At 62.8% G+C, this 25,997-nt stretch carries 23 protein-coding genes and 1 tRNA gene; 8 read left to right on the forward strand and 16 right to left on the reverse strand.

The window, feature by feature from the left end; genetic code table 11:
* The first annotated feature begins 176 nt into the window (after positions 1-176).
* From acnA to A477_RS0110250, 6 genes are all read left to right on the forward strand, one after another.
* Positions 177-2,984: an aconitate hydratase AcnA gene (gene acnA, locus A477_RS0110225; RefSeq protein WP_017198908.1), complete on the forward strand. Its 2,808-nt coding sequence runs from the start codon at positions 177-179 to the stop codon at positions 2,982-2,984.
* A gap of 187 nt (positions 2,985-3,171) precedes the next feature.
* Positions 3,172-5,145: a 1-deoxy-D-xylulose-5-phosphate synthase gene (gene dxs / locus A477_RS0110230; protein WP_017198909.1), complete on the forward strand. Its 1,974-nt coding sequence runs from the start codon at positions 3,172-3,174 to the stop codon at positions 5,143-5,145.
* Entirely contained in the window at positions 5,142-5,711 is a 570-nt protein-coding gene (locus A477_RS0110235; protein ID WP_017198910.1) for a DUF402 domain-containing protein, read from the forward strand. The genes dxs and A477_RS0110235 overlap by 4 nt, the downstream gene beginning before the upstream one ends.
* A complete protein-coding gene (locus A477_RS0110240; RefSeq protein WP_017198911.1) occupies positions 5,708-6,268 on the forward strand; it encodes a hypothetical protein in 561 nt (186 codons plus the stop codon). The genes A477_RS0110235 and A477_RS0110240 overlap by 4 nt, the downstream gene beginning before the upstream one ends.
* 31 nt (positions 6,269-6,299) lie before the next feature.
* Positions 6,300-6,518, forward strand: a complete 219-nt coding sequence (locus A477_RS0110245) for a helix-hairpin-helix domain-containing protein (RefSeq protein WP_017198912.1) — start codon at positions 6,300-6,302, stop codon at positions 6,516-6,518.
* A gap of 64 nt (positions 6,519-6,582) precedes the next feature.
* Positions 6,583-7,560: an aldo/keto reductase gene (locus A477_RS0110250; RefSeq protein WP_017198913.1), complete on the forward strand. Its 978-nt coding sequence runs from the start codon at positions 6,583-6,585 to the stop codon at positions 7,558-7,560.
* Between the two features lie 115 nt (positions 7,561-7,675).
* Here A477_RS0110250 and A477_RS0110255 read toward each other — a convergent pair whose 3' ends face one another.
* The 9 genes from A477_RS0110255 to A477_RS0110295 all read right to left on the reverse strand — a co-directional run bounded on the left by A477_RS0110255 (position 7,676) and on the right by A477_RS0110295 (position 17,846).
* Positions 7,676-9,820 carry a 3-hydroxyacyl-CoA dehydrogenase NAD-binding domain-containing protein gene (locus tag A477_RS0110255; RefSeq protein ID WP_017198914.1) on the reverse strand — a complete coding sequence of 715 codons (2,145 nt, stop codon included), beginning with the start codon at positions 9,818-9,820 and terminating at the stop codon, positions 7,676-7,678.
* A complete protein-coding gene (locus tag A477_RS0110260) occupies positions 9,817-11,103 on the reverse strand; it encodes a thiolase family protein (protein WP_017198915.1) in 1,287 nt (428 codons plus the stop codon). Before A477_RS0110260 ends, A477_RS0110255 begins: the two co-directional genes overlap by 4 nt.
* A 197-nt stretch (positions 11,104-11,300) precedes the next feature.
* Positions 11,301-12,662, reverse strand: a complete 1,362-nt coding sequence (locus A477_RS0110265) for an HRDC domain-containing protein (protein WP_017198916.1) — start codon at positions 12,660-12,662, stop codon at positions 11,301-11,303.
* 80 nt (positions 12,663-12,742) lie between these two features.
* Positions 12,743-13,402, reverse strand: a complete 660-nt coding sequence (locus A477_RS0110270; RefSeq protein WP_017198917.1) for a DUF3000 domain-containing protein — start codon at positions 13,400-13,402, stop codon at positions 12,743-12,745.
* A gap of 67 nt (positions 13,403-13,469) precedes the next feature.
* Positions 13,470-14,576, reverse strand: coding sequence for a threonine aldolase family protein (locus A477_RS0110275; RefSeq protein ID WP_017198918.1), 1,107 nt, complete (start codon positions 14,574-14,576; stop codon positions 13,470-13,472).
* Between the two features lie 10 nt (positions 14,577-14,586).
* A complete protein-coding gene (locus tag A477_RS0110280; protein ID WP_017198919.1) occupies positions 14,587-15,324 on the reverse strand; it encodes an SDR family NAD(P)-dependent oxidoreductase in 738 nt (245 codons plus the stop codon).
* Positions 15,324-16,691: a DUF6421 family protein gene (locus tag A477_RS0110285; protein ID WP_017198920.1), complete on the reverse strand. Its 1,368-nt coding sequence runs from the start codon at positions 16,689-16,691 to the stop codon at positions 15,324-15,326. Before A477_RS0110285 ends, A477_RS0110280 begins: the two co-directional genes overlap by 1 nt.
* Positions 16,692-16,899: 208 nt before the next feature.
* Positions 16,900-17,340 (reverse strand): peptide-methionine (R)-S-oxide reductase MsrB, encoded by a 441-nt coding sequence (gene msrB, locus A477_RS0110290; protein WP_017198921.1) that lies wholly within the window; start codon positions 17,338-17,340, stop codon positions 16,900-16,902.
* Between the two features lie 14 nt (positions 17,341-17,354).
* Entirely contained in the window at positions 17,355-17,846 is a 492-nt protein-coding gene (locus tag A477_RS0110295) for a hypothetical protein (protein ID WP_026005514.1), read from the reverse strand.
* Between the two features lie 136 nt (positions 17,847-17,982).
* On the opposite strand from A477_RS0110295, the gene A477_RS0110300 reads away from it, so the two are divergent.
* Positions 17,983-19,251, forward strand: coding sequence for an alpha/beta hydrolase family protein (locus A477_RS0110300; RefSeq protein ID WP_017198923.1), 1,269 nt, complete (start codon positions 17,983-17,985; stop codon positions 19,249-19,251).
* 40 nt (positions 19,252-19,291) lie between these two features.
* Here A477_RS0110300 and ybaK read toward each other — a convergent pair whose 3' ends face one another.
* The 3 genes from ybaK to A477_RS0110315 form a co-directional block, all read right to left on the reverse strand.
* Positions 19,292-19,798 carry a Cys-tRNA(Pro) deacylase gene (ybaK, locus tag A477_RS0110305; protein ID WP_017198924.1) on the reverse strand — a complete coding sequence of 169 codons (507 nt, stop codon included), beginning with the start codon at positions 19,796-19,798 and terminating at the stop codon, positions 19,292-19,294.
* Between the two features lie 33 nt (positions 19,799-19,831).
* Positions 19,832-20,293: a SufE family protein gene (locus A477_RS0110310; RefSeq protein ID WP_192812000.1), complete on the reverse strand. Its 462-nt coding sequence runs from the start codon at positions 20,291-20,293 to the stop codon at positions 19,832-19,834.
* A gap of 91 nt (positions 20,294-20,384) precedes the next feature.
* On the reverse strand, positions 20,385-21,311 hold the full coding sequence (locus A477_RS0110315; RefSeq protein WP_017198926.1) for a sulfurtransferase: 927 nt from the start codon (positions 21,309-21,311) through the stop codon (positions 20,385-20,387).
* Positions 21,312-21,520: 209 nt separating this feature from the next.
* Between A477_RS0110315 and zapE the strand changes: the two genes are divergently transcribed.
* Positions 21,521-22,561, forward strand: coding sequence for a cell division protein ZapE (gene zapE, locus A477_RS0110320; RefSeq protein ID WP_026005515.1), 1,041 nt, complete (start codon positions 21,521-21,523; stop codon positions 22,559-22,561).
* Between the two features lie 48 nt (positions 22,562-22,609).
* On the opposite strand, the gene A477_RS0110325 is transcribed toward zapE, so the two are convergent.
* The 4 genes from A477_RS0110325 to A477_RS0110340 all read right to left on the reverse strand — a co-directional run bounded on the left by A477_RS0110325 (position 22,610) and on the right by A477_RS0110340 (position 25,985).
* A complete protein-coding gene (locus tag A477_RS0110325) occupies positions 22,610-23,827 on the reverse strand; it encodes a benzoate/H(+) symporter BenE family transporter (RefSeq protein WP_017198928.1) in 1,218 nt (405 codons plus the stop codon).
* A gap of 120 nt (positions 23,828-23,947) precedes the next feature.
* Positions 23,948-24,181 (reverse strand): antitoxin, encoded by a 234-nt coding sequence (locus A477_RS0110330; protein WP_017198929.1) that lies wholly within the window; start codon positions 24,179-24,181, stop codon positions 23,948-23,950.
* Positions 24,182-24,276: 95 nt separating this feature from the next.
* A complete protein-coding gene (locus A477_RS0110335; protein WP_017198930.1) occupies positions 24,277-25,731 on the reverse strand; it encodes an amino acid permease in 1,455 nt (484 codons plus the stop codon).
* A 178-nt stretch (positions 25,732-25,909) separates the two neighbouring features.
* Positions 25,910-25,985 (reverse strand) — tRNA-Gly (locus A477_RS0110340).
* Between the last annotated feature and the right edge of the window lie 12 nt (positions 25,986-25,997).

Raw genomic sequence — 25,997 nt, forward strand, 5'->3', positions numbered from 1 at the left:
GTGACGCAATGCCGGAGTATGCCACTACGATGGCTGTAGTAGCCCCGGTCCGCAGTCTTCAACGCCGCGGACCCGGGGTGACCACGAGAGATGCCGCCCGGCTAAGTAAGGTGCGCCTAACTGGCTAGCGGCCAACCACGCGACAAAGATGAAACTGTTGCGAGAGGAGTCCTGCCATGAGCACTGTGGACAGCTTCGGTTCCAAAGGCGTACTGAATGTAGCCGGCACCGACTATGAAATTTTCCGGTTGAACTCCGTAGAGGGCGCAGACAGCCTTCCGTTCAGCCTTAAGGTATTGCTTGAAAACCTCCTGCGGACTGAGGATGGCGCCAATATAACGGCTGACCATGTCCGCGCCCTGGCCGGTTGGGATCCCAATGCGGAGCCCGACACGGAAATCCAGTTCACCCCCGCCCGCGTCATCATGCAGGACTTCACTGGCGTTCCCTGCGTCGTGGACCTGGCTACCATGCGTGAAGCCGTCAAGGAGCTTGGCGGTGACCCCAAGCGGGTCAACCCGTTGGCACCTGCAGAAATGGTCATCGACCACTCCGTCCAGATCGACGCCTTCGGAAACTCCGGCGCACTGGAGCGCAACATGGAGATCGAATACCAGCGCAACGGTGAGCGCTACCAGTTCCTTCGCTGGGGCCAGACCGCATTCGATGACTTCAAGGTTGTTCCCCCGGGAACCGGCATCGTCCACCAGGTCAACATCGAGTACTTGGCCCGCACTGTCATGACCCGCGAGGTAGACGGCGTTGTCCGCGCCTACCCCGACACCTGTGTTGGCACCGACTCGCACACCACCATGGTCAACGGCCTGGGCATCCTGGGTTGGGGCGTTGGCGGTATCGAAGCCGAAGCAGCGATGCTCGGCCAGCCCGTCTCCATGCTGATTCCCCGCGTTGTGGGCTTCAAGCTCAAGGGCAGCATCCCCGCTGGCGCCACCGCTACTGACGTGGTGCTGACCATCACCGAGATGCTGCGCAAGCACGGTGTTGTTGGCAAGTTCGTTGAGTTCTACGGTGAAGGCGTTGCCGCTGTGCCGTTGGCCAACCGCGCCACCATCGGCAACATGAGCCCGGAATTCGGTTCCACGGCTGCCATGTTCCCGATCGACGACGTCACCTTGGACTACCTGCGCCTGACCGGCCGTTCCGAAGCAAACGTCGCCCTCGTGGAGGCATACAGCAAGGAACAGGGCCTCTGGCACGATCCGTCCCGTGAACTGCGTTTCTCCGAGTTCCTCGAGCTGGACCTGTCCACGGTTGTCCCTTCCATCTCCGGCCCCAAGCGTCCGCAGGACCGCATCGAGCTCACGGATGCCAAGGAACAGTTCCGCAAGGACATCCACAACTACGTCGCCATCGAAGACGGCAGCGTGGATGAGTCCTTGGACGAATCGTTCCCGGCTTCGGATGCGCCGTCCTTCACGCACGCTGATTCGCACACCACGGAGACGGAACGCGTTTACTCCGCCGCCAACGGTGCGCATGGCCGCCCCTCTTCGCCGGTCAAGGTCACCACTGCCGACGGCCGCGAGTTCGAGCTGGACCACGGTGCCGTGTCGATCGCTTCGATCACGTCCTGCACCAACACCTCCAACCCGTCCGTCATGCTGGCTGCGGCCCTCCTTGCACGCAACGCCGTTGACAAGGGCCTGACCTCCAAGCCGTGGGTCAAGACCTCCGTTGCCCCGGGCTCGAAGGTCGTCACGGACTACTACGAAAAGTCCGGCCTTACCCCTTACCTTGAGAAGCTTGGCTTCTACATCGTGGGTTACGGCTGCGCCACCTGCATCGGTAACTCCGGCCCCCTTGAGCCGGAAATCTCCGAGGCAATCCAGGCCAACGACCTCTCCGTCACCGCGGTCCTCTCCGGTAACCGCAACTTCGAAGGCCGCATCAACCCGGACGTGAAGATGAACTACCTGGCGTCACCGCCGTTGGTCATCGCTTACGCCCTGGCCGGCACCATGGACTTCGACTTCGATACCGATGCCCTGGGCACCGACTCCGAAGGCAACGAGGTCTTCCTGAAGGACATTTGGCCGAACCCCACCGAGGTGCAGGAAGTCATCGACTCCTCCATCGACGAGGCTATGTTCGCCAAGGGTTACGAGGGCGTCTTCGATGGCGACGAGCGCTGGAAGGCACTTGACACCCCTGCCGGTGACACCTTCGCATGGGCCGAAGACTCCACCTACGTGCGGAAGCCCCCATACTTCGAGGGCATGAAGGCCCAGCCGGATCCCGTCCAGGACATCTCGGGCGCCCGTGTGCTCTTGAAGCTTGGCGATTCCGTCACCACGGACCACATCTCCCCGGCCGGTTCCTTCAAGTCGGACACCCCTGCGGGCCAGTACCTCCTGGCCAACGGTGTGGAGCGCAAGGACTTCAACTCCTACGGTTCACGCCGTGGTAACCACGAAGTCATGATCCGCGGTACGTTTGCCAACATCCGCATCAAGAACCAGCTCCTGGACAACGTCGAAGGTGGCTTCACCCGTGACTTCAGCCAGGAAGGTGCGCCCCAGGCTTACGTTTACGACGCAGCCCAGAACTACCAGGCCGCAGGAACGCCCCTGGTTGTCCTGGCCGGCAAGGAATACGGTTCGGGTTCCTCCCGTGACTGGGCGGCCAAGGGCACGGCGCTCCTGGGCGTCAAGGCCGTCATCGCCGAAAGCTACGAGCGCATCCACCGCTCCAACCTCATCGGCATGGGCGTCCTTCCGTTGCAGTACCCTGCCGGAGAGTCCGCAGCAACGCTGGGCCTAACCGGTACGGAAACCTTCGCAGTTGAAGGCGTCACCGAGCTCAACAACGGCACTACGCCGAAGACGCTCAAGGTAACTGCCACGGCTGAAGACGGTACCGCCAAGTCCTTCGACGCAGTTCTGCGCATCGATACCCCGGGTGAAGCGGACTACTACCGCAACGGCGGCATCCTGCAGTACGTTCTGCGCCAGATCTCGGCATAACGGACCGGCTGGTTTCCAGCTGATCCAGAAGCCGGACAGCCCCGGCTGGTCGCCCGACCAGCCGGGGCTGTTGGCGTCCCGGCAGTAGCCCGGGATGCCTATCCCAGGACTCGTAACCACGGCGCAACGCGTGGGTCCGGGTACGCGCTAGAGTTAACAAGCACGTCATTCACCCTAAGGAGGGCCGTTGGGACTTTTGGAAACCGTCAAGGATCCACGGGACCTGGCCAAACTGTCCGGCACGGAGCTGGAACAACTGGCCGGCGAAATCAGGGAGTTCCTGATCACCAACGTAGCCGCAACGGGTGGACATCTTGGTCCCAACCTGGGCGTTGTTGAACTCACGCTTGCTGTCCACCGGAACTTTGAGTCACCGCGCGACAGTGTCGTCTTCGATACCGGGCACCAGTCCTACGTGCACAAGCTGCTCACCGGGCGCCAGGACTTCACGACGCTGCGCCAGCAAGGCGGACTGTCCGGTTATCCGGACCGTGCGGAGTCCGAGCACGACATCGTGGAAAGTTCACATGCGTCCTCCTCCCTGTCCTGGGCAGACGGCATTTCGCGTGCCCGGCAGCTGACCGGCGAGGGCGACCGGTTCGTCGTCGCCGTTGTTGGCGATGGTGCGCTTACCGGAGGAATGGCATGGGAAGCCATCAACAACATTGCCGCGGATAAGCGGCGTCGCGTGGTGATTGTTGTCAACGACAATGGGCGCTCCTATGCTCCCACCGTGGGCGGTTTTGCTGACTACCTTGCGTCATTGCGTCCCACCATCGACTCCCTCCGCACCACCCCGGCCTACGAACGGATGCTGGACTGGTGGAAGAAGAAACTCCAGGACGGCGGCCCGGCTGGCCAGTTCACATATAAGAGCCTTCATGCCATGAAGAAGGGCATCAAGGACTGGTGGGCTCCGCAGGGCATGTTCGAGGACCTTGGCATGAAGTACATTGGCCCGGTTGACGGGCATAACCTCCAAGCCATGGAGCATGCGCTTAACACCGCCAAGGCCTACGGCGGACCTGTCATTGTTCACGCCATGACGGAAAAGGGCCACGGCTATGCCCCCGCCCTCGCCAATGAAGCAGACCAATTCCACGCCGTAGGAATCATTGACCCTGAAACGGGCGAGCCCACCGAAATGCCTGGAGCCAGATCCTGGACCTCGGTTTTTGCTGAAGAAATTGCGGACATCGCTGACGAACGCCCCGACATCGTGGGGATCACCGGCGCCATGCTTATCCCTGTGGGATTGCACAAGTTCGCTGAGCGCCATCCGGAGCGGGTGATCGACGTCGGCATCGCGGAGCAGCATGCGCTAACGTCCGCTGCAGGCATGGCGTTCGGTGGCCTCCACCCCGTGGTGGCCGTTTACGCCACGTTCTTGAACCGCGCCTTTGACCAGCTCCTCATGGACGTCGCCTTGCACAAAGCCGGTGTCACTATCGTCCTGGACCGTGCCGGCGTGACGGGCCCGGACGGACCCAGCCACCACGGGATGTGGGATATGGCGATGGTCCAGATCGTGCCCGGGCTCCACTTGGCTGCTCCCCGCGATGCCACCCGGCTCCGCGAAGAACTGCGCGAGGCGGTGGCGATCAACGATGCCCCCACCGTGGTTCGGTTCTCCAAGGGCAGTGTCGGTTCCGAGGTTGAAGCCATCGAAAGGCTTCATGACGGCGTGGACATCCTCGCGCGGCGCCCGGAAGGCTCCACGGAGAACGATGTCCTGATTGTCAGCGTCGGTGCCATGTCCGAACTCTCACTTGATGTCGCTACCCGCTTGGGTGCCCAAGGCATCAGCTCCACTGTGGTGGATCCCCGGTGGGTACTTCCTGTCCGGAAATCGATCATCGCCCTTGCCGCCCGTCACCGCCTGGTGATCTGCATTGAAGACGGCGTCCGGGCGGGTGGCGTGGGTTCGCGCATACGGCAGGAGATGCGGGCCGCAGGTGTGGACACCGCGCTGAACGAGGTGGGCTTGCCGGTTGAATTCCTGGTACACGGCTCCCGCAGCCAGGTCCTGGAGCGCGTGGGCCTCACCGCCCAGAAAATAACCCACGACGTCGTTGCCCAGGTTTTGGGGACGAAGGTCCCGTTTGCCAGGCCCCTCCCGGGCCAGGAACACCCCACCACCGGCAGCCTGCCAACCCTGTGACGGACGAGCGCGTGCCGGGCGCATTGCAGCCCGGTGACCTCGTGGTGTCGAGGAACAGGAAATGGGACGGCAAAGCCCACTGGGTGGTGCCTGGCCGCTACCTGGGTGAGGACATTCACGGCTGGTGGATATTTCAGGGAGCGGGGGAGTTTTGCGCGCGCCCGGGCGCGGCTTTCTACACGGCGTCAGATGCCGTCCTACTGGTCCCGCGGACCGGCGAGTTCGTGGCCACGTTCTACGACGACAGCTATCCGGGCGACTTCAGGATTTACGTCGACCTCGCCACAGCCCACGCTTGGAACCCCCTCAAGCCCGGTGTAACAGAGTTCCACATGATCGACATGGACCTGGACGTCATCCGTTCCACCAGGCACGGGGTGTTCGTTGATGACGAAGATGAGTTTGAGCATCATCGGATGGCCATGGGCTATCCGCAACAGACGGTGGACGCAATGCGCGCGGAATGCGCGGCCCTCTTCGAGGCAGTGGACACCATGAAAGCACCTTTCGACGTCAATGGAGCCACCAGCACCAGCGCCGAGTGGTTCGGGAAAGGACGAGCATGAGCGGCATCATCCGCGCCTATAAGCGCGACGACGAAGGAGTACTTCACTTCCGGGAGGCCTGGTACGACGACGAAGACCAGCAGTTCGTGGTCAACCACGGTGTGGTGGGGCACCAAAGCAAGACTGACGAAGCAAACGTTGACGACGAATCTGCCGTGGAAGGCCTGATGGCCGCCTTTGCCGCGCAATGCGAGGAAGACGGCTACGCCGAGATTCCCGAGACCGAACAGTTCTGGGTAGTTGCCCAAATTGCGTTGAAAACCAAGGACGGCACCGAACGTGACCGGCATCTTGAGCGGAAAGCCAAAGCCGCCCTCACCGGTGAGCTGGCGTGGCGTGGGCTGGGCGTGGTGGACCGTTCGGAAATCGGCAACGGGCACTTGAACATCTTCTGCCTCTGCCCGGACGTCAACAAAGCCGTAAACGCCATCAAGATCTGTGTCCGTGGTGAGGATCTGGACTTCACCAAGCTCACTGTTGCAGCAGCACCGCACAGCGACCTCACCGCATTCCGGGTGAAGCACTCGCCCAAGCAGGGCGCGGGCTTTACTCTCTAAGTAGCACCCCAACGCATCAGGAGGGATCTCCATGTCGTCCAAGAGCAACTGGCCCGGACATACGCCGCTGCCCAAAGGTCTCTCTGCGCCTGCGAAACGGGCCCTGGCCCACGAAGGGATAGAGACGCTGGAGCAGCTGGCCGAGTTCGGCGAGCTGGAACTTTCCAAGCTCCACGGCATGGGCCCGGTGGCCATAGCGCAGCTTGAGGATGCCATGGAGGAATCAGGGATCTCTTACGGCACCCGTTAGCTCGGGGTGCTCTTTGTTGCCTCGGGTGACCAACTGGTCCGTGCGCCCCGTATAGGCTGAATTCATGACTGAATACCGACGCCTTGGCCATTCCGGACTGACCGTCTCAGCTGTGGGGCTGGGCTGCAACAACCTGGGCCGCGCCAATACTCCCACTGAGTCGCAGGAAGGTACGGACGCTGTAGTCCATGCCGCGATTGATGCCGGCGTGACCTTCTTTGACGTAGCCGATGTTTACGGTCGTGAGCCCGGCCTGAGCGAGGCCATGTTGGGCAAAGCGCTGAAAGGCCGCCGTGATGACGTGGTCATCGGAACCAAGTTCGGTATGGACATGCGCGGAGCCAACGGCAAAGACTTCGATGCCCGGGGTTCGCGGCGGTATATCGTAAAAGCCGTAGAAGCTTCACTCCGCCGCCTGGGCACCGAGTGGATCGACCTCTACCAGTTCCATACCCCGGATCCGCGCACTCCCATAGAGGAGACCCTTGCGGCCCTGGATGACGTGGTTTCGAGCGGCAAGGTGCGCTACATCGGCCATTCGAACTTTGCCGGCTGGCAGATCGCCGAAGCGGAGTACGTAGGCCGCCAGTCAGCAGGCGTCCGCTTCATCTCGACGCAGAACCATTACAACCTTCTGGATCGGCGCGCGGAACTGGAAGTGCTTCCCGCAGCCGGGGCCTTCTCCTTGGGCGTCCTGCCGTACTTCCCTTTGGCCAACGGGCTGCTCACCGGAAAGTACTCCGCCGGGAAAGCCCCGGAAGGTTCACGATTGAGCCACACCCGCACCAACCTGGTACACGACGCCGACTGGGAGCAGCTTGGCCGCTTCGGCCAGTTCGCCAAGGAAAGGGACATCAGCGAGCTTCAGTTGGCGTTCTCCTGGTTGGCCGCGCAGCCCGGCGTCAGCAGTGTCATCGCGGGTGCCACCCGTCCGGAGCAGATCCGTGAGAACGCCGCAGCCGTGAGCTGGGTCCCCACGCAGGAAGATCGCGACGAACTGGACGAGATCTTCCCAAGGGCGCCGAAGGTGGCACTCTTCTAACGCCACGCACTAGCCAAGGCTCACGCCCAACGCATATGCCCACTAAGGAAGACGGACCGTGGCCGGAACATTCGCTCCGGCCACGGCCCGTCCTTCTGTACGCCTACCCTAGGGCCTAGGCCGGTGCCGATGCGACGCCGGGGGCGAGGAACCGCTTGCCGTTGACCCGCTCCGATGCGCCCACCCGGTCCAGGTACGGCGTTATGCCGCCCAGGAACATCGGCCATCCTGCGCCCATGATGACGCAAAGATCGATGTCTTCGGGTCCGGCCACGACACCTTCTTCGAGCATCAGTCCGATCTCCTCGGCCAAGGCATCCTGGGTGCGCCGGAGGACTTCTTCGCCAGTGGACGGGGTGTTGCCGAAGGACATGATGGCCAGCGTCTCGGCCGGGATGACAGGATTTCCGTCAGGGCCCGGGACCCAGAGGCTCTTCACTCCGTTGTCGATGAGTTTCTGGAGGTTTTGCGAGACCGGGAAGCGGTCGCCGAACGCGGCGTGCAGTGACTCCTGGACATGCTGGGCCACTGGTAGGCCAACCATGGCACTCAGGGTGAACGGCGACATTGGCAGCCCCATGGGACGCAGCGCGCTGTCTGCCACCTCCGCCGGGGTTCCTTCGTCGAACGCCGCGATGACCTCGCCCATGAGGCGAAGCAGGATGCGGTTGACCACAAAGGCTGCGGCATCCTTGACCAGTACGGCGGTCTTTTTGAGTCCCTTGGCGAGTTCGAACGCGGTGGCCAGGACGGCGTCGTCGGTCTTTGGGGCCCGAACGATCTCCAAGAGCGGCATGACAGCCACCGGGTTGAAGAAGTGGAAGCCCACCAGGCGTTCGGGGTGCTTCAAATCTTCGGCCATGGCAGTCACCGATAGGGAGGACGTGTTGGTGGCCAGGATGCACTCGGGAGAAACGATCGCTTCAACCTCGGCAAAGACTTGCTTCTTGATGTGCAGTTCTTCGAAGACGGCTTCGATGACGAAGTCGGCGTCGGCGAAGGCTTCCTTGGAGACGGAACCCGTAACGAGGGCTTTGGTCCGGTTGGCGGCGTCCTGCTTGATCCGCTTCTTGGCAAGCATCTTGTCGACTTCGGCGTGGACGTACCCGACGCCCTTGTCCACCCGTGCCTGATCGATGTCGGTCATGACCACCGGGACTTTCAGCTGCCGGGCAAACAGCAGTGCCAGCTGGCTTGCCATGAGCCCTGCACCTACCACGCCGATCTTGGTGACCGGGCGGGCAAGCTTGCGATCGGGGGCGCCCGCGGGACGCTTGGAGCGCTTTTGGACGAGATCCAGGAACGCGTAGACGGTGGAGCGGAATTCGTCGGTTTGCATGAGGCCTGCGAGGGTCTCGCACTCGAGTTCAGCTGACTCGGCTTGGGTCATGGTGCGGTTGGCCTCCATGACGTCCAGGACCTTACCCGGGGCGGGGGAGGCGTTGGAGGTCTTGGACTCCACGAAAGCCCGTCCTGCGGTTACCGCAGCTGCCCAACGGGCGGCGACTGTGTCATCGGCAGCCTCAACGGAGTTCTTCCGCTCAGGCGTCACCTCGCCGGCAATGACCCGCGCCGCCCATGCGAGCGACTGCTCCACGAAGTCGGCCGGTTCGAACATGGCATCGGCCACGCCGAGCTCGAACGCCTGCGGTCCGGTGAGGGTGCGGTTGTTGCTGAGGGGATTCTCGATCATCACCTTGACGGCGTTCTCCGGACCAATGAGGCGCGGCAGGATGTAGACGCCACCCCAGCCGGGTACGAGGCCGATGAAGGCCTCAGGCAAGGCCAGGGCGCCGGCACCTGTGGAGACGGTCCGATATGTGGACTGCAGGGCGATCTCCAACCCGCCGCCCAAGGCAAGGCCATTGATGAACGCGAAGCTCGGAACACCCAGGTTGGCGAGGGTGCTGTAGACGGCGTGGCCAAGCTGCGCCATCCAGAGCCCGTGCTCGCGTTCCTTGAGTGTTTTTACGGCAGAAAGGTCGGCGCCTGCCACCAGGAAGTACGGCTTTCCCGTCACGCCGACGCCAACAATTTCTCCGCGCGAGGCGCGCTCCTTGAGCTTCTCCAGAACGTCGCCGAGTTCAACGAGCGTGTTGGGCCCCAGCGTGGTGGGCTTGGAGTGGTCAAGGCCGTTGTCCAAGGTGATCAGTGCGAAGGTCCCGGCGCCCCCCGGCAGCTGGATGTCCTGCACATAGGAGTGTGTGACAACCTCGTCAGGGAAAAGTGCGGCGAGCTTTTGGAATTCGGCGGCGCTCATGCGGCGGCTCCTTCGGTGGTGGCTGCGGTGGCCTGGTCAGTGGTGCCCTGATCGGCGGTGAACGATTCGTAGGCTGCATGGTGCGGGTTTTCCCAGATCACCGTGGCGCCCATACCCAATCCAATGCACATGGTGGTAATGCCATATCGGACAGAGTGGTCTTCCTCGAACTGCCGCGCGAGCTGGTTCATCAGGCGGACGCCCGAGGAGGCAAGCGGGTGTCCTACGGCAATCGCACCGCCATAGCGGTTGACCCGGGGATCGTCATCGGCGATGCCGAAGTGGTCCAGGAAACTGAGGACCTGGACGGCGAAGGCCTCGTTGATTTCGAAGAGTCCAATGTCCTCGATGCCCAGCCCTGCGTTCTTCAAGGCCTTTTCCGTGGCGGGAACCGGTCCAATGCCCATAACTTCGGGTTCGACGCCGGCAAAGGCATAGGAGACGAGGCGCATCTTGACTGAGAGGCCCAGTTCTTCAGCGGCTTCCGCCGAAGCGAGAACCGCCGCTGTGGCGCCGTCGTTCAGACCTGCAGCGTTTCCCGCAGTGACGCGACCATGGGCGCGGAACGGGGTCCGCAGTTCGGCCAAATCGGCAACAGTGGTGCCGGGCCGCGGCGGCTCGTCCGCGGTGTGCAGGGCCCAGCCCTGGCCGGGCTTCATGGTGGCTACCGGCACCAGGTCATGCTGGATTTGTTCGTTCGAGTAGGCTGCGGCGAGCTTGGCCTGGGAGGCCGCCGCATAGGTGTCCGTGCGGTCCTTGGTGATCGCGGGGAAGCGGTCATGCAGGTTCTCGGCCGTGTTGCCCATGTTCAGCGCCGCGGGGTCCACCAGGCGTTCGGACATGAACCGCGGATTGGGATCGGCGCCTGCACCCATGGGGTGGTTGCCCATGTGCTCCACGCCGCCTGCAATGACGACGTCGTAGGCACCGAAACCGATGCCGCTCGCCGTCGTCGTTACTGCAGTCATGGCACCTGCGCACATGCGGTCGATGGCGAAGCCGGGTACCGTGCGGGGGAGCCCGGCCAACAGTGCCGCTGTGCGGCCGATAGTGAGGCCTTGATCCCCGGTCTGGGTAGTGGCGGCGATGGCGACCTCGTCGATCCGGTCGGCGGGCAGTGAGGGATTCCGACGCATCAGTTCCCGGATGCATTTCACCACGAGGTCATCGGCGCGGGTGCCCGCATATATGCCTTTTTCGCCGGCCTTGCCGAAGGGGGTGCGCACACCGTCCACGAACACGACGTCGCGGACGTTTCTCTGAGCACTGCGTGATGGACTCATGTAATAACTCCTCGTTGAGACATGGCGCCGAATCCCGCGTCACGGGGGCTTCGGCTGGCATTGGGTCCAATGTTACTCGTGGGTAACTTAGCTTGCAAGGCCCGCGACGCAGGCGCTGCCCTCCTGTCCTCGGGGACGCGAAAGGCCTGCCACCACGAACTTCGGTTCGGATGACAGGCCTCAAAGCGGGTAGGAGCTCAGCCGGCATTGCTGGAAGGTTGCGCGTCCTTGGACGTGGGAACTTCCTTCCCCTTGGACTCTTTGCCGGGAAGCGGAGCCGGGTTCAGGCACGCTTCAGTGAGTATCGGAGCGGCGAAGGAGATTTGCCACTCGCGCGCACCCAAGGAGCGCAACTCCGCAGCGACGGACTCCAGGGAAACATCAGCCGGAGGACGCCAGGCAACTCGTCGCAAATAGTCCGGTGTCAACAGGTTCTCCACTGGCAGCTTTAGCTCATCTGCCTTTGCCTGCAGGGCAGGCCTGGCGGTGGCCAGGCGTGCTGCGGCCTCGGGATCCCTGTCCGCCCAGACCCGTGGCGGAGGCGGGGCGTTGGTGGGTAAGTGCAGCGGTGGGAGATCCGTGAGTGTGCGGGCGTTGGTGATGCAGCGGAGCCAGCGCGGGGCTTCCCTCTGGGCGGACCGGCCGTGGAATCCTTTGGTGGCCAGCAGCTGCGGCACGGTGGTGGGCATGGCTTTGGCTGCAGCCACCAGCGCCGAGTCAGGGATGAGCCGGCCGGGAGCTACGTCCCGTTTGCGTGCCAGTTGGTCGCGCTCAAGCCACAGCTCGCGTACAGCTGCCAATTGGCGGCGGTCGCGTATCTGGTGGAGTCCGGAGGTCTTCCGCCAGGGATCCACGCGCGGGGCGGAAAGGCCCGCCGCGAGGATGCCTGCAAACTCCTGTTCGGCGTATTCAAGCTTGCCGTCAGCCTCCAGCAACTCGATGAGTTCCTCGCGGAGTTCTGCGAGGACTTCGACGTCGAGCGCTGCGTAACGCAGCCAGGGTTCGGGCAGGGGGCGGGTGGACCAGTCGGCAGCGGAGTGTTCTTTCGCGAGGCCGAATCCCAGAAGTTGTTCAATGACGGCGGCAAGTCCCACGCGGGGGAGTCCCGCGAGGCGGGCGGCAAGTTCGGTATCGAAGAGCTTGTCCGGCCACATGCCGAGCTCCGAGAGGCACGGGAGGTCCTGTGACGCAGCGTGGAGGATCCATTCGACGCCGCGGAGCGCGTCATTGATGATGTCCAGGTTCTCGAATGGTTCGGGATCGATCAGCCAGGTTCCAGCGCCCTCGCGTCGGATCTGTACCAGGAAAGCCCGCTGCCCGTAGCGGAACCCGGAAGCCCGTTCTGCGTCCACTCCGGCGGGTCCTGTTCCGGCGGCGATTGCGGCTGCGCACCGCTCCAGCCCGGACGGGGTGTCGATGACCAGGGGTACGCCCTCGCGGGGAGTATCGAGATCGATGATTTCAGGGACGTGGCTATCGAAGCCGTCTACCTTGATGTGGGTGGTGGGATCAGCAACCGGGTCGCCGGCCGTGGTGTTTTCCGGATTTTCAGGGGTCATGGTGGCTTAAGCTTACCGATTCCGGCCACAGTGGGTTTTTGCGCTCACTTTTTGCTTACCCGAGGACTCGATTCTCACCCTCAATTGAGCCTCCTGTTGGGCAATCCGGTAACGCCTGGCGGCAAGGGCGGCAGGCCAGCGAAGGTACAAACCATGTCAGACCACGCTTCGAGGTGCGCTTGAACATCCTGGCTTGCCGGCGTCCAGGATGCGCGGAGTTCTATGTCTATGGTGTCCGGTCGTTCAGCCAAGGTGCCGAAGCTTTCGGAAAGGATCCTGGTGGCAGTGCCACCGGCAGCGCGATAGGGTGCGGCGTGGTTCTCCAGGGCGTCAACGAGCCAGGTCCAGGCAACAGAGCCAAGCATGGAGTCGTTCCCCATCTCTGCGTCCATTTGAGCCCGAATGTAGGTGACGATGCGGAACTCTCCCTCCCAGACAGCAGAACCGTCGGGGTCATAAAGGAGGATGAAGCGGCCAGTGGCCAGTTCGTCGTCCTCTTCGCTTGAGGGATTGGTGCCTTGGTTCGCGGCGAAGGCCTTGGCGGCCGGTCCATGGACGGGAACTTGGCGGGTTGCCGCAGTGGGGCTGAACACTTCAGCTCCCAGGGCAACTGCGTAGGGAGCCAGGCGGGCAGGAGCGGGGATCTCGTCAAGCCGCAGCTCGCTGCGGCATTGTGCTTTTCGTAGCGATCCCAAGGCGAAGAGAAATTCCGAGGGAACCTGTGCGAGGGCGTTCACCATCGCAGATTATGCGGCCGGGGCAGCGAATCTGTGCAGGCTCGCCGCCCCGGTTTGGACGTGTTACTTGTCAGGCCAGTTCGCGCTTAATTGCCGCCACAAATGCGTCAATGTCTTCCTCCGTGGTATCGAACGAACACATCCACCGAACTTCGCGGCGGGCGGCATCCCAGTCGTAGAAGGCGAAGGATTCACGCAGCTTGTCAGCCACGCCGTCGGGCAGGATGGCGAACACGCCGTTGGACTGCGTTGCCTGGGTTGGCTCCACGCCGTCGAGTCCTTCTACTGCCGTTCGCAGCCGGGCGGCCATGGCGTTGGCGTGCGCGGCGGAACGCAGCCACAGGCCATCCTCCAGCAAGGCAATGAACTGGGCCGAGATGAAGCGCATCTTCGATGCCAATTGCATGTTCATCTTGCGCAGGAACTTCAGGCCGTCAGCTGCCTCCGGGTTCAGGGCCACCACGACTTCACCAAAAAGAAGTCCGTTCTTGGTACCGCCGAAAGACAGGATGTCCACGCCGGCGTCGCGGGTGAACGCGCGGAGGGGAACGTCCAGGTGCGCTGCGGCGTTCGCAAGCCGGGCGCCGTCCATGTGCAGCTTCATGCCCTTGGCGTGGGCATGGTCGGCAATGGCCCGCACTTCTTCCGGCGTGTAGCAGGTGCCGAGTTCAGTGGTTTGGGTAATAGACACCACCAAGGGCTGGGCGCGGTGCTCGTCGCCCCAGCCCCAGGCCTCCCGGTCGATCAGCTCGGGGGTGAGCTTGCCGTCCCCGGTGGGCACTTGCAGGAGCTTGATCCCGCCCACCCGTTCCGGTGCACCGTTCTCGTCCATGTTGATGTGTGCTGTGGAGGCGCAGATTACCGCACCCCAGCGCGGCAGCAGGGATTGCAGGGCAAGGACGTTCGCGCCGGTGCCGTTGAAGACCGGGAAGGTCTCGATGCCCGGGCCGAATTGCTGCTCCAATACCTCTTGCAGCCGTGCCGTGTAAACGTCCTCACCGTAGGACACTTGGTGCCCTCCGTTGGCGGTTGCCAGTGCAGAGAGGATCTCCGGATGCACGCCGGAGTAGTTGTCCGATGCGAACCCGCGAACCGCAGGGTCATGCAGCCGACCCGCGCCGGGGGCTTCATGGGCGCTGTGGATTGCCTCTGTTGTGCTCGTCACTTGTTCATTCACGCTTTCAAGTCTATTTGGCCAGCAGGATTCGCTGGCCGTTGAGGGTGGCGGCGGGTTGTTCAAAGAGTCCGACGGCGGCAGCCGCCAGTTCTTCAACGTCCGTGAAGCCGGGGAATCGCCTTTCGGGATGGGCCTCCCGCATCGCTGAATCCACGAGGGCTTTGACCACGAAAATTACTGCCGCGCTGTGCTGCTCGGTGGGGGCTTCCTGGTTTCCGGCGCTTCCGGATTGCGCCCGCCGGAAACCATCCGCTACCGCCAAGGTCCAGGCCTCTGCAGCTGCTTTTGCCGCCGCGTAGCTGGCGGCCGCAGCTGTTGGAGCAGCGGCGGTGGTTGACGACACCATGGCAAAACGACCGTGCGGGGATGCTTCAATCTGGCTGTAGAAGACCCGGGAGACGTTGCGGAGCGTGGTCACAGCGCTCCGTTCCATGGACTCCCAGTCCTCATCCGTTTGGTCTTCGATGCCTTTGGCGCCCCGCCAGCCGCCCACCAAGTGGACCACGCCGTCGATGTCCTCGACGCCGAGGTCACGGACGCTGGCCGCAAGTTCGCGGACGGAGTCCAGGCTGGAGAGATCGGAAACCAGGGGAGTCACCCCATTGCCGGCTTCAGCCGCGGCCGCTTTGATCCGGACATCGTCGGAACCCACAGTGAACACCCTGTGACCGACGGCCCCCAACGCGCGCGCCACGGCGATGCCCGAAGCGCTGCTTCCGCCGGTCACAAGGATAGTCAGTGCGGTCATCAGGCCGCCGTCGAGCCGGTGATGCCGGTGGTGGACTCGATGACAGGGCGCATCTTCTTCTCCAGTGCTTCGTAGAACATGGACAGGGGGAACTCGTCATCCAGCACCTGGTCCGTGAGGCCGCGGGGCGGACCGTCCAAGGGCAGCGCGTCCGGACCCTTGGCCCATACCGACGCCGGGTGGGGCGTCACGGTGCTCGAAATGAGCTCGTACGCCGCAAGCCAGTGGGCAGCCTTCGGGCGGTCGATCGAGCGCCAGTACAGTTCCTCGATTTTGGCACCGAGTTCCACTACTACCGAGGCAGCTTCGTCCCAGTCGATGGAGAGCTTGCTGTCCGTCCAGTGGAGCACGTGGTGCTGGTGCATCCATGCGAACAGGAGCTGGCCGCCCAGGCCGTCGTAGTTGCGGACGCGGCTGCCCGTGATGGCGAAACGGAAAATCCGGTCGAAGATCACTGCATACTGGACGAGCTTTGCATGCTTGCGGGCATCGGGGTCGGCTTCTTCGTCTTTTTCAATGCGCACGGACTCGCGGAATGCAGTCAGATCGCAGCGCAGCTCCTCCAGTGAGTAAAGGAAGAACGGCATTCGCTGCTTGATCATGAACGGATCGAAGGGAAGGTCCCCGCGCATGTGGGTGCGGTCGTGGATCAGGTCCCACATCACAAAGGTTCGCTGGGTCAGTTCCTGGTCCTCGATGAGCTGTGCTGCATCCTCGGGAAGTTCCAGGGATGTGGTGGCCGCGGCTGCCTTGAGGACGCGGCGGAAACGAGCGGCCTCCCGGTCAGCGAAGATGGCGCCCCACGTGAAAGTAGGGGTCTCACGGACGGCCACCGTCTCGGGGAAGAGGACAGCCGAGTTCGTGTCGTACCCGGGAGTGAAATCCACGAAGCGGATGGGAACGAAGAGTTTGTTGGAGTACTCGCCAGACTCCAGGCCGCCAATGAACTCCGGCCAGATGACCTCGATCAGGACGGCTTCGACCAACCTGTTGGTGCTGCCGTTCTGTGTGTACATGGGGAAAACCACCAGGTGCTGGAGGCCGTCAACGCGCTGCTCCTGGGGCTGGAACGCCTGAAGGGAGTCCAGGAAGTCCGGAACCCCGAACCCGCCTTCGACCCATCGGCCGAAGTCTGCCACCAGGAGCTCCAGGTACCGGGCATCGTGGGGGAAGTGCGGAACCAGGGCAGCGATGGCGTCGGTCACAGTAGCAACGAGGTTCGCGGCCTCGTTGTGGGCTGCGGAATCGGCAATGGAGCCGTCCTGCTCCTGGTGTGCCTGCAGTGCTGTGGCAGCGGCCTTCAGGGTCATCCATTCGGCGTTGTCAGCGGTGACCCGCGGCAGGATGTCGGTGGTGATGGTGGTCATGGAGCTCGGCCCTTTCGAAGTGGTGTTTGCTTCTGGGCCGAGCGTAGCAAGCAAAAAGCATTGCTAATCCAAGAATGACTTGAGCATAAGAAACTCTTGGTCATTTGGTGCTCGAAGGCGGGTTGAGATTCAGTCCCGTCACATGCAGCCCCGAAATAACGCCGCGTTCCCGGACGGGCTGGCAGGGCGCCAGCCCGTCCGTAACTGCCTAGCTCTCTTCCGGCGTCACCAGGCGAAGCGAAACGGAGTTAATGCAGAACCGCTGATCCGTGGGCGTGCCATAGCCCTCGCCCTCAAAAACGTGCCCAAGATGCGAGTCACAGTTGGCGCACCGGACTTCGACACGATCCATTCCCATGGTGCGGTCATGGAGATACCGGACCGTGCCTTCGGCCAAGGGTGCCCAGAACGACGGCCAACCACAATGGGAATCAAATTTCTCCCGGCTGGTGAACAACTGGCTGCCGCAAGCGCGACACTGGTACACGCCTTCCGTGTGGGTGTCCCAGTACTCGCCCGTGTACGGCCGCTCGGTTCCTGCCTGCCGAAGAACCCGGTATTCCTCGGGTGTCAGCTCCTCCCGCCACTGGGCATCGCTCTTTTCCACGGGCACAGAAGTTGTATTGCTGGTGTTGTCAGGAGTGTTCATGCCTATTGCAACGCTCACGAGTCGCCGATAAATCCCGAACCTGCGTACAGGTGGAGGACCGGGAGACCCAGCTGATCCTGTGCCTTATTGGCCCAGTCCGTGTGGAAGGTGTCCGCGATGGCGTGGGGCCGGGTAATGACCACAGCCTGGGCAGCGTCCACCGCACGGACCTTCGCCACCAAACCGGCCACGGCACCGCCGTCGACCACCTCCCCGGTGACGCCACCGCCCAACCCGGCCAATGCCGCCAAGGATGCAGCCAGCGTCTCGGAGGCCTCCGCACGCTCAGCCTCAGGGTCAGGATGCTGTGCAGTGAGTTCCCGGAAGGCTTTGGCGATATCAAGCAAAGACAGGTTCTCCAGGAAATCGACCAGAAGATGTCGCTCTGTGTTTGACGGGACCAGGACAATCAGGGGCGCATCACCGCCGTCGAGCAATTTGGCGATGTTAACGCGGTCGTCGGGGCCGAGGGGCTCTTCAGTCAGGATGACGATGGGATCACTCATGGCTACAGCGTAGTCCCGGCGAACCGCTGTCCGCAGACTTTTGGGACGTTGATTCACGCGCCAGGATCCGCGGGCCGATGCGCCGCGCGGTCCACGCCTGCCCCAAGGGCCGCCGTTGAGCAGCAACAATGGAAGCATGGCATCGACTACCCCGCCAGCGAGCGACGCTGCAGACAAGAAACTCTCCCTCCGCACCAAATGGGCCATCGCAGGATTCCTTGCCGGCGGTACCTTGGCCGGCCTGGTAGGTGCGGGCTCGTCGGCGCTCGCCGTGTACTTTGCCCGCCGTGTCATTACCCCCGCCGCCCGGCACGAGGACCAGGAAGTGCTTGCCGTGATCCGCGGCGACAAGGGGCAACAAGTCATTCTGGCGGCCACCCCTGATACCACCATCGACGGCGTCTTCAGCCTCTTCTTCTCCGGCGGCCAAGGACATGCCAGGATCGGCCGGATTGTGTCCTATTCGCCCGCCGAGCAAACCGTGCTGCGTGAGGTCGAGGAAGTTTACAGCGGCAACCTCTCCGAGGCGCGCCGTGCTTGGTGGAGCGGTGCAACGTACCCGGACCCGGCCGCGATCGGCCTTGCGGCCGAGGACGTGGACATAGAGATCGACGGCGGGAAGGCACCTGCCTGGCTGATCCGGGCCGAAGCTTCGGCCGCGGCGCCAGTCTGCGCAATCATGGTCCACGGCCGCGGAGCCACGCGTCTGGAAGGCCTCCGTGCCGTCCGCAGTGTACGGGAACTCGGAATGGACAGCCTGTTGATCTCCTACCGTAATGACGGTCTTGCTCCAGCCGCGCCGGATGGACGGTACGGACTCGGTTCCACGGAATGGTGCGACGTTGAGGCCGCGATCGAATATGCCTTGGATCAGGGTGCTCAGGAAATAGTTCTGTTTGGCTGGTCCATGGGCGGGGCGATCAGCCTGCAGACAGCGGACCTCTCCAAGCACCGCCACCTCATCCGCGCGTTGGTACTGGATGCCCCGGTCATCAACTGGGTCAATGTCATGGCCCATCACGCCGAGATGAACAGGATCCCCTACAACGTGGGCCGGTATGGACAAATGATGCTGAGCCATCCCTTGGGGCGACGGCTGACCGGACTATCTGCGCCTGTGGATTTGAAGGCCATGGACTGGGAAACGCGGGCAGTCGAGTTGCGGACACCCACCTTGCTGATCCACAGCGTGGACGACGACTACGTACCCTTCGGGCCCTCCGCCAGCCTTGCGGAGAAGAACCCCGAGATGGTCACCTTTGAGCCGTTCGACGGCGCCCGGCACACCAAAGAGTGGAACGTGGACCCCGAACGGTGGGAGCGCTTGGTCAGCGCCTGGCTGCAGAGGCAGCTGGCTCCCCGAAACAATCCCGGGCAGGCAGGCGCCACCGGACAGCCCGCCTGAGGACCCCTGGCGGCCACAGGTGGCCACAGGCGGTTTCGTGTCAGCCCTTGATGCTTGATGAAGTGCCGATGGGAGCCGTGATGGCCTTGGTGAGCCGGATGAGATCGGCCGGCGCCAGCTCAATGTCCAGTCCACGGCGGCCTCCCGACACAAGGAGGGTGGCCAAGTCCACGGCAGATTCATCAAGGACCGTGGGGGAGGCCTGCCGCTGTCCCAGCGGTGATATGCCTCCCAACACATATCCGGTGCGCCGTTCGGCGGCCTTGGGATCGGCCATTGCTGCCTTCTTGGCCCCGAGGGCGGCAGCGACGGACTTTAGGTCGAGGTTTCCAGATACCGGAACGATGGCCACTGCCAGACGGCCTTCAACCTCCACCATGAGGGTCTTGAAAACCCGCTCAGGCTCGATCCCCAGGACTTCCGAGGCCTCCAGGCCGTAACTGGTCGCCGACGGATCGTGGGCATAGGGGTGCAATACGAAGGGAACGCCGGCCGCTGCAAGTGCTGCAGTAGCCGGCGTTCCCTGTGAAGCCATCTTCTTGGCCATACCTGTGCTTATGCCCTTCAGTTTTCCAGCGGGTCAGTGTTCCAGCCGGCTGGCGGCTGCGACTTTCCGCTTGATACGGCCGAGCATGGCGGTCATTCCCCGCATGCGCAGGGGAGTGATGGCCCGGGTGAGGCCCAGCAACTCCGGCATATCGTCAGGCACGGCTAGGATTTCCTCAGCGGTCAATCCATCCAGGCCCTCGTGCAGGACCCCTGCGAAGCCGCGGGTTGTGGGTGCCTCCTGGGGAGCTTTGAAGAAGAGCCGGTAGGCGCGTGCGCCGCCGTCGGGGTTTTTCTCGGACTCAATAGTGAGAAACAACGGTGACTGGCACTCCACAACCTGTTCCAGCAGTTCAGGGTGGTCCTTCAAGCGCTCCGGAAGCTCCGGCAAGCCCCTCGAGAATTCGAGCAGGAGTTGCAGGCGGTCAGGCTCCGTCAGTGCCTGGAAGTCATCGACGATTTCCGCCAGGGCGGTGGGCAAAGTGTTCGTACTCATCACTTCCAGCTTACGCACAACAGCGGTCAATGCATCTTGTGTGGCCGAACACTACGGATGCCTTGATTCCTGACTTGGTGCTGACGAGCCCCTAGTTGCTGACGAGGGACGCAGGAACGGAACCGCGCTCGGCACCCTTGACGATGGGAACCCGCACGGCGTTGCCCCACTCGGTCCAGGAGCCGTCATAGTTGCGGACGGTGTCGAAGCCCAGCAGATACTTCAGCGCGAACCAGGTGTGGCTGGAACGCTCGCCGATGCGGCAGTACGCCACCACGTCATCGCCGGGTTCCAGGCCAGCCTCGCCGAGGTATAGGGCTTCGAGCTCTTCACGGCTCCGGTAAGTGCCGTCTTCAGCCGCAGCGCGTGCCCACGGGATGGACGCGGCGGTGGGAATGTGGCCGCCGCGCAGCGCGCCCTCTTCCGGGTAGGCCGGCATGTGCGTGCGCTGTCCCGTGTATTCCTCAGGGGAGCGGACATCGATGAGGGGGTTGCCCAAGTGTGCCAGGACGTCTTCCTTGAACGCACGGATGGGAGCATCGTTGCGTTCCACCTCCGGGTATTCACCCACTGACGGTTGGGGAACGTCGGTGGTCAGCTCGCGCCCTTCGGCGATCCACTTGTCGCGGCCACCATCGAGGAGGCGGACATCCTCGTGCCCGAACAGCGTGAAGACCCACAGCGCGTAGGCAGCCCACCAGTTGGACTTGTCACCGTAGATGACCACGGTGCTGTCGCGGGAGATACCCTTGGAGGCCGCGAGGGCGGCAAAAGCGGCGCCATCCACGTAGTCGCGGGTGACCTCGTCATTCAGGTCTGTGTGCCAGTCGATCTTGACGGCGCCCGGAATGTGGCCGGTTTCGTAGAGGAGAACGTCTTCGTCGGACTCAACAACCACAAGCTTGCCGTCGGCAATGGCGCCGTCTGCAAGGGCTGCCGCGAGCCACTCAGTGGACACAAGGCGTTCGGGGTTCGCATACGATGCAAACTTTTCGTTCTGTTCAACTGGGTAGGACATGGTGATGGCCTTTCACTGACAACGGTCGGAGCCAGGCCGTGGAAGGTGGTGCAGGTGCCGGCCGGGCGTGCTCCAACACTAACCACGGGCAGCAAGGAATGCTTCCCCGTGGTCATACGATGAAACATGGGCTTGGTCACGTGACGGTTTTCCGAGTGTCCGATGCCGGTATTCTTGCTGGGGACCTAATACCGAAGGAACGGACCACCGTGGTAAAGATCGAACAACTGGCTGCCCGCACACCGGCAGTCTCCGTGGAGGAACTCCTCAAGGGTTTCTACCCGTCTCCGCGATTCGGAGAGGTATCGTTCGACAGCTACCGGCCGGATCCTTCCCAGCCGAGCCAGGCAAACGCAGTGAAGCTGCTTTCCGGATTCGCCGATGGCGTCGGATCCGATGACGGTGGCGGTCTCTTCAAAAAGTTGTTCGCCAAGAAGGCACCGGCAACGAGGGCAGGAATCTACCTCGACGGTGGTTTTGGTGTGGGTAAGACCCACCTTCTGGCTTCCCTTTGGCACAGGTCCCCGGGCCCGAAGGCCTTCGGAACGTTTGTGGAATACACCAACCTCGTGGGTGCGCTGTCCTTCCGCAAGACCGTGGAAGCCCTGAGCAGCTACAAGCTGGTGTGCATCGATGAATTCGAACTTGATGATCCCGGAGACACCGTGCTCATGTCCCGGCTCATGCGTGAACTCGCCGACGCCGGTGTGAAGCTCGCCGCCACGTCCAACACCCTTCCCGGTTCCTTGGGTGAAGGGCGCTTCGCGGCAGTGGACTTCCAGCGCGAAATACAGGTTCTCGCGGACCAGTTCGACGTCGTCAGGATCGACGGCGAAGACTTCCGCCACCGCGGTTTGCCGGCGGCTCCCGCACCCCTCAAGACCGAGGAACTTAAGCATCGTATGCGTGCCGAGTTCGACGGGAAGACCGTGGCTGTGGACGATTTCCGCACTCTCGTGAATCATCTGGCCGCCGTCCACCCCAGCCGTTACCGGCAGCTCATCTCGGGGGTGGAGGCTGTGGTGTGGAGCGACGTCGAAACCATTACCGAACAGGCCGTCGCCCTCCGCTTTGTGGTTCTTGCGGACCGGCTCTACGACAAAGACGTCCCGATCCTTGCCAGTGGCGTACCTTTCGACCAGCTCTTTACCGAAGAGATGATGACCGGTGGCTACATGAAGAAGTACTTCCGTGCCGTGTCCAGGCTGACGGCTCTTGCCCGTGAGGCCCAGAACCACGAGCCTGCCTGATCCGGGGTTAGTGCCGGCTTCAGGCCGGAACCGGGCTTCCGGCCTGCTTCACGCTTTGTGAACAGGTTCGCGGCTCTTCAGCATCCATCGCACCAGGATGCCACCTGCCAGCGCCCAGAAGGCAGCGCCAATGCCGGCGAAGCTCAGGCCTGAGGCCGCCAGTAGGAATGTGATGCAGGCCGGGATGCGTTCCTCAGCTACCGCCAGCGCGGATGAGATGGACGAGGCCAGCGTCCCAAGCAGGGCGAGGCCCGCCACCGCCTCAAGAAGACCGGGCGGGGCAGCAGCCACCAAAGTGACCAGCGCCGCTGAGGCAACGGCCAAGACCAGGTAGGCAAAGCCTGAGACGAACGCGGCGATCCAGCGCCTGCCGTGGTCCTTACCCGCTTCCTCACCCGCCGCCAGGGCTGCGCTGAGGGCGGCCAGGTTGATCGCATGGCCTCCGAACGGCGCTCCCGCGATGGTGCCCGCTCCGGTCACCAGCATCGACTGCAGCCACGGGGTGGTGTAGCCGAACGACTTCAGCACCGCGACGCCGGGAATGTTCTGTGATGCCATGGTGACGATGAACAAGGGCAGTGCCAAACCCACCGCAGCCTCCACGGTAAATGCGGGCGTGGTCCACTCCAGCCGCGGCAGGAGGCTGCCGCCGGGAATCTGAACGCCGTTGGACACGATGTGGACGCCGATAACCGCCAGTGCGACGAGCAGCGATGCCGGCACAGACCAACGCGGTGCGAATTTCATCAGGACCACCCAGCACACCACCACTGGTGCGACGAACAGGGGAGCCGATCCCAAGGATGTGAAGGGCGCAAGGCAAAGGGGGAGTAGCACGCCGGCGAGCATCGCCTGTGCCAGTGCAGTGGGGATCTTCGCCATGACCCTCCCCAAGGCTGGAAGGAGCCCGGTCAGGACGATCAGCAGCCCGACGATCAGAAACGAGCCCACAGCAGCCGGCCAGCCGCCGTCGACCATTCCTGCGGAGGCAAGCAGCGCCGCCCCGGGCGTGGACCACGCCAGTGTTACGGGCATCCGGGACCGCCACGAGAGCCACAAGATGCCCACGCCAAAGGTGAGCGTTAGCGCCAGTAGGCCGCTGGATGCTTGTGCCTGGTTCGCCCCCACAGCCTTCAAACCCGCCAGGACCACAGCGAACGACGAGGTGAAACCCACAAGGGCGGTGACGACGCCTGCCGTGATGGGTGGTCCCAGCGTCTCCTTGGCGGCGCGGCTTTGGACGGCAGGGGTGGAAGCTGAAGGCATAACGTCCAACGTACCCGACCAGCAGGTTCAGCTGCTGCCCGTTAAACGCCAAGGGCACCGGTGGCGCCTCTCGGCGGGACCGGTGCCCCCTTGACGTATCTGGTACGGCGGCTCAGGCAGCTACGGCTGCTTCGGCTCATCCGTGACGGGAGCCTGTCCAGGCTGACCGTCGTTCTTGGCCACGAAATCGGAAGCGGCATTCTGGACTTTGTCGACGTGACCGGCGAACTTGCCGCCCGTCTTCTGGTCCACAAAATCCCCGGCCTTGTCGATGCCATTCTTGATGGCTTCTTCGTTGCCTTGAATGAGACCCTGAGCCTTGCCCTTCAGGTCGTCAATTAAACCCACGGGCACCTCCCTTCCATCGCGGAGCCAGTTCGCTCCTCCGCGTCCGACCCTAACACCAGTTCTCCGGGGTGCCAAGGGTTCGGCGGCGGCCTGTGGACAAACTACGCCAACGGCTTATTTTCGACGTTGTGGCGCGGGCTGTCCGGATTCATGAGGGAGTGCCTGCGCCCGTAGGCGAAGTAGATGATGAGACCGATGACCAGCCACGCCCCGAATCGCAACCAGGTTTCCCAGTGGAGCTGGAACATCAGGAACGCCGATGCCAGGACACCGAAAGCAGGAACTACCGGCATGAACGGCAAGCGGAACGTGCGCGGAGCGTTGGGCTTGGTGTAACGGAAGACGATCACTGAAACGCAGACCACCACGAAGGCAGCCAGAATGCCGATGTTCGTGAGGTCGGCAACTTCCTTGATGGGGAAGACTCCGGCGAGGAACGCCGAAGCAACGCCTGCAATCCACGTGACGCGCTGCGGAGTCCCGTGCCGGTCCGTCTTGGCGAACCAGCCGGGGAGAAGGCCATCGCGGCTCATGGAGAACCAAACGCGGGTGACACCCAGAAGGAAGGTAAGCATCACGGTCAGGATGGACAGGACCGCGAACACGGAAATGATGGTGGCGATGACAGGCAGTCCGACGCCGGTGAACGCAGAAGCGAAGCCGGCCGTGGGATCAATGTCCTTGTAATTCTGCATGCCGGTGAGCACGAGCGTGGCGGCAACATAAAGCAGCATGGCCACGATGAGCGAGAGGATGATGGCCTTGGGCATGTGCTTCTTGCCGTCCTTGGCCTCTTCCGCGGCGGTGCTCATGGCGTCATAGCCGAAGACGGCGAAGAAGACGGTCGCGGCACCGGCCAGGACCGGGCCGAAGCCACTGGGCATGAACGGGTTGTAGTTCTCGGTGTTGATGTAGAAAATACCCAGGCCGATGATGAACAGGATCAGGATGACCTTGATGGCAACCGCTACCAGTTCAAAGCGGCCAAACGCCTTGGTTCCCCGGCTCAGGATCCAGGTGACCAGGAGGCAGACGAGGATGGCCGGCAGGTTGATGATGCCGCCCTTGCCCTCATCAGCGGTGGACGTCATCCACGTGGGCATATGGATTCCGATGCCGGACAGGAAGGCGTCGAAGTAACCGGAAATGCCGATGGCCACCACAGCCACGATGGCGATGTACTCAAGCAGGAGGTCCCAGCCGATGAACCAGCCGATGATCTCTCCCAAGGCAACGTAGCCGTAGGTGTAGGCGGATCCGGCGCGGGGGATCATGCCGGCGAATTCGGCGTAGGACAATGCTGCTGCACCGGAAGCGAGACCGGCGATGAGGAACGAGAAGAGCACGGCAGGGCCGACGCCAGGGTTGCTCTCACTGCCATGGGCTACCAACCCGGCCAGCGAGAAGATGCCGACGCCGATGATTCCGCCGACGCCGATGGCTGTCAGTTGCCAGAGGCCAAGACTCTTAAAGAGCCCGCTGTGTTTGTTCTCTTCCTCAATATCGTCGATGGGCTTGCGCCTCAGGACGGACTTGGAAGCCGTCATTTGGTTCATGGGGGTACTCCTGCCGGTTGGCGTGGAACGGTGATGAGCTCGCAGTACATTATGCGAGCCGAATCACATTAGATAAAGCGACTTCTTCTAAGGGGTATCGGTTACTTCCAATAATCAATTGAGTATTAGCCGAATCCGGGCATAAAAAAAGCAGCTCCGGGGAGCTGCTTTCTTTATTTGGAGCGGACGACGAGATTCGAACTCGCGACATCCACCTTGGCAAGGTGGTGCTCTACCAGCTGAGCTACGTCCGCACATGCTGCCTG

It is taken from the genome of Arthrobacter sp. M2012083 (assembly GCF_000281065.1).
Lineage (GTDB): Bacteria > Actinomycetota > Actinomycetes > Actinomycetales > Micrococcaceae > Arthrobacter.

What these genes read in the sequence shown, in the direction of transcription:
- A477_RS0110260 (WP_017198915.1), bottom strand. Translation starts at nt 11,103, where the DNA reads ATGAGTCCATCACGCAGTGCTCAGAGAAACGTCCGCGACGTCGTGTTC.
- A477_RS0110300 (WP_017198923.1), top strand. Translation starts at nt 17,983, where the DNA reads ATGGCATCGACTACCCCGCCAGCGAGCGACGCTGCAGACAAGAAACTC.
- A477_RS0110250 (WP_017198913.1), top strand. Translation starts at nt 6,583, where the DNA reads ATGACTGAATACCGACGCCTTGGCCATTCCGGACTGACCGTCTCAGCT.
- A477_RS0110310 (WP_192812000.1), bottom strand. Translation starts at nt 20,293, where the DNA reads ATGAGTACGAACACTTTGCCCACCGCCCTGGCGGAAATCGTCGATGAC.
- A477_RS0110325 (WP_017198928.1), bottom strand. Translation starts at nt 23,827, where the DNA reads ATGCCTTCAGCTTCCACCCCTGCCGTCCAAAGCCGCGCCGCCAAGGAG.
- A477_RS0110240 (WP_017198911.1), top strand. Translation starts at nt 5,708, where the DNA reads ATGAGCGGCATCATCCGCGCCTATAAGCGCGACGACGAAGGAGTACTT.
- A477_RS0110245 (WP_017198912.1), top strand. Translation starts at nt 6,300, where the DNA reads ATGTCGTCCAAGAGCAACTGGCCCGGACATACGCCGCTGCCCAAAGGT.
- A477_RS0110270 (WP_017198917.1), bottom strand. Translation starts at nt 13,402, where the DNA reads ATGGTGAACGCCCTCGCACAGGTTCCCTCGGAATTTCTCTTCGCCTTG.
- A477_RS0110255 (WP_017198914.1), bottom strand. Translation starts at nt 9,820, where the DNA reads ATGAGCGCCGCCGAATTCCAAAAGCTCGCCGCACTTTTCCCTGACGAG.
- A477_RS0110280 (WP_017198919.1), bottom strand. Translation starts at nt 15,324, where the DNA reads ATGACCGCACTGACTATCCTTGTGACCGGCGGAAGCAGCGCTTCGGGC.
- acnA (WP_017198908.1), top strand. Translation starts at nt 177, where the DNA reads ATGAGCACTGTGGACAGCTTCGGTTCCAAAGGCGTACTGAATGTAGCC.
- A477_RS0110315 (WP_017198926.1), bottom strand. Translation starts at nt 21,311, where the DNA reads ATGTCCTACCCAGTTGAACAGAACGAAAAGTTTGCATCGTATGCGAAC.
- A477_RS0110265 (WP_017198916.1), bottom strand. Translation starts at nt 12,662, where the DNA reads ATGACCCCTGAAAATCCGGAAAACACCACGGCCGGCGACCCGGTTGCT.
- A477_RS0110285 (WP_017198920.1), bottom strand. Translation starts at nt 16,691, where the DNA reads ATGACCACCATCACCACCGACATCCTGCCGCGGGTCACCGCTGACAAC.
- msrB (WP_017198921.1), bottom strand. Translation starts at nt 17,340, where the DNA reads ATGAACACTCCTGACAACACCAGCAATACAACTTCTGTGCCCGTGGAA.
- A477_RS0110295 (WP_026005514.1), bottom strand. Translation starts at nt 17,846, where the DNA reads ATGAGTGATCCCATCGTCATCCTGACTGAAGAGCCCCTCGGCCCCGAC.
- ybaK (WP_017198924.1), bottom strand. Translation starts at nt 19,798, where the DNA reads ATGGCCAAGAAGATGGCTTCACAGGGAACGCCGGCTACTGCAGCACTT.
- A477_RS0110335 (WP_017198930.1), bottom strand. Translation starts at nt 25,731, where the DNA reads ATGAACCAAATGACGGCTTCCAAGTCCGTCCTGAGGCGCAAGCCCATC.